The following is a 2,838-nucleotide window of genomic DNA, read 5'->3' as shown; positions in this document are numbered from 1 at the left end:
TTCTTTTCTTTTGTTTGCTTTTGGACATAAGTCAATTGAAGTTGAACACGATCAAGACTTTCTCGGAGCGCGTACATGAAGGCATAGCCTTTAGCTTGTGCCCAATAAACAGGGTGTGTTTCTTCGGTTAATTCGTTTATGTCCAAGGAGGTCGATTTGATCTCATCAATGACAGGACCATCTTCCGTAGTTAAAATTCCGTCACAACGCCCTTGCAAATGAATAGTAAGTCCCTCTTCAACAAATGAATGCTCCAAATATACTTCTTTTTCATCATCTTCTTTATAGTTGCCTTGTACTTCCTGATGAATCACTGTTCCTTCAGTAAGTGAAGAACTGCTTCTAAACCGATTGTCTATACTTCCCGTTTGATAGACATATGTCACCAACTCCCGAACAGAGACGGAAATTTTTTCATCCATAACCTCTCCCTCCTTTCATAAAATCTGAGTTTTACCCTCAATTTACTGGACCCTTTCACGTATGTCTATTGTATAACTTTTCATGATATAATAGTGGTTAAAACTTTTCAATTTCACATTAGGTGGAATCATCATATAATATTATTAGAACCAATTACCCAGAGGTGATCATCATGAATAAATGGAAATGGCTAGCATCGATACTGCTTTCCTTAACGATCGCCTTTTTCATTATAGCCGTTTTTGTATATACACCTGATTCTGCCCCTGATAGCGAAGAAACTACATCCTTGAATAACGATAAAGAGGGTTCAAATAAAGAAAAACCTGCGGAAAAACACGAAGATGGTGCGTCACAGCCGGAGGATGTACCTGCTGGAGAAAATGAAGGGACATTGAGCGAAGGGCTTCGCGAAGTGTTCACAAGTGTGATTGAAAGTGCCCGGGACATTTTTATACGTGAAGACCTCAATATCGTTGCTATAGGTGATTCTCTTACCCAAGGTGTAGGGGATGCAACCGATAATGAAGGCTATGTCGGAATCTTAGAGAAAACCTTCAATAGTAATGAAGGAGTAGAACAAATTGATATAGCCAATTATGGCAAGCGCGGGAATCGAACAGATCAACTACTAGAACGGATGGATTCCGAAGATATCTCAGATTCTCTAAGAAAAGCAGATCTAGTATTAATTACGATCGGCGCCAACGATGTGATGGAAGTGGTTAAAAGTAATTTCACAAGTTTGAATTACCGAGATTTTGTCGCTGCACAGAAGGATTATGAAGAACAGCTGGACGAGATTTTCCAACGGATTGAAACATTGAATCCTGATGTTCCTATTTATCTCATAGGTCTCTATAATCCTTTTGATCATTACTTTAATAACATTCCTGAACTTGGGCAAATTATTAGTGATTACAACCGCATTAGCAAAAGCGTGATTAATGAACATGAGCAGGCCACATTCATTCCGGTTAAAGACATCTTTGCTGGGTCAGAAAAAGACCTTTTATGGGAGGAAGATCACTTCCACCCAAACGAAAGAGGCTATAAAAAAATGGCCGAGCGCGTGTTAGAATATATTCGTACTGATATTGAACAATAATACAGGTGGAATGCTTACATGAAGCGAATTTTTTTAAAAAATAAGTGGCGAACCTCTTTTTGGCTGTTAGCTTTTGTGAATATTGGAATTATTGCGTGGTTATTATCCCTTGTCTTTCTACCTAGCTCTTATACTCTCGTTAACGTAGACAAAGAGAAGCAGAGCGCCGACGCAGAGTTTACAATTGTATCCACGAAACAAAATTTAGAGCAGCTTGCCAATGAATATCTGAGTGAATTGTCGACGCAAACGGTGTTCGACTATTCCATTACCCTGGATCGAAACGTAACATTAACTGGTAATATTAAAGCCTTCGACCAGACGATCCCAATTAAGGTGGAACTGAACCCAGTAGTCCAAGAAAACGGTGATCTCGTATTGGAGCAAGAAAGAATTTCCCTCGGACAGTTACCTTTACCGAATAAAAAAGTTCTCGATTTTGTAAAGGACAATTACAATTTGCCAGAGTGGGTCGTCGTAAATCCGAATGAAGAGAACATTTATGTAGGTGTTACTCAAATGGAAACTGCTAGTAATTTCAACATTCGGGTAGACCGATTCAACCTTAACTCAAACCAGCTAGCTTTTAAGATTTCTGTACCAAGAGATTCGTTTCAGTTCGCTCAAAAAGTGGTAGAAGATAATTTTTAGAGAACCGCTTAAAATGCGGTTTCTTTTTTATTCTATAAGCTTGAAGGATGAACGAAAGGCAACGCTGTGATAAAATCGACCTAACAAACAAGCGAAAAAAGGATGTGACAGGATGCGTGTTGTAAACAATATCGCCGATTTAATAGGAGATACCCCCCTTGTCAAGTTGAATCGAGTAGCTCCAGAAGGTGGAGCTGATATTTATATGAAGCTTGAAAAATATAACCCAAGCGGCAGCGTCAAAGATCGTGCCGCTTTTAATATGATGGCTCAGGCTGAAAAAGATGGATTATTGAAAAAGGGGTCGACCATTATCGAGCCAACTAGTGGGAACACTGGTATTGGCATTGCCATGAATGCGGCCGCAAGAGGCTATCGCGCTATCCTTGTGATGCCTGACACCATGACTCAGGAAAGAATAAATTTATTGAAAGCTTATGGGGCAGAAATCGTCCTTACTCCCGGAGATTCAAAAATGCCTGGAGCGATTGAAAAAGCAAAAGAACTGGTAGAAGAAATCGACAATAGCTTTATGCCAATGCAGTTTGAGAATGCAGCGAATCCTGATTCTCACCGTTTTACGACCGCTACTGAGATCATTGAAGCTATGGACGAGCTTGGAAAACCCCTTTCTGCTTTTGTATCCACAGCAGGCA

The 2,838-nt window shown here is 39.9% G+C and carries 3 protein-coding genes and 1 pseudogene; 3 read left to right on the top strand and 1 reads right to left on the bottom strand.

Annotation, left to right across the window (positions count from 1 at the left end; translation table 11 throughout):
• A pseudogene (locus tag LD39_RS20035) lies at positions 1-422 on the bottom strand (ATP-dependent DNA helicase); the annotation flags it as partial.
• Positions 423-595: 173 nt separating this feature from the next.
• Between LD39_RS20035 and LD39_RS20030 the strand changes: the two are divergent.
• The 3 genes from LD39_RS20030 to LD39_RS20020 form a co-directional block, all read left to right on the top strand.
• Positions 596-1,531 carry an SGNH/GDSL hydrolase family protein gene (locus LD39_RS20030; protein WP_035552673.1) on the top strand — a complete coding sequence of 312 codons (936 nt, stop codon included), beginning with the start codon at positions 596-598 and terminating at the stop codon, positions 1,529-1,531.
• A gap of 18 nt (positions 1,532-1,549) precedes the next feature.
• Positions 1,550-2,182 carry a YpmS family protein gene (locus LD39_RS20025; protein WP_035552670.1) on the top strand — a complete coding sequence of 211 codons (633 nt, stop codon included), beginning with the start codon at positions 1,550-1,552 and terminating at the stop codon, positions 2,180-2,182.
• Between the two features lie 112 nt (positions 2,183-2,294).
• Positions 2,295-2,838, top strand: a 544-nt coding sequence (locus LD39_RS20020; RefSeq protein ID WP_035552667.1) for a PLP-dependent cysteine synthase family protein, incomplete at its 3' end; no start/stop codon positions are given.

This window comes from Halobacillus sp. BBL2006 (assembly GCF_000786645.1).
Classification (GTDB): Bacteria; Bacillota; Bacilli; order Bacillales; family Halobacillaceae; genus Halobacillus.
The sequence above is the reverse complement of the archived record's forward strand: the minus strand, read 5'-3'. Positions and strand labels throughout refer to the sequence as shown.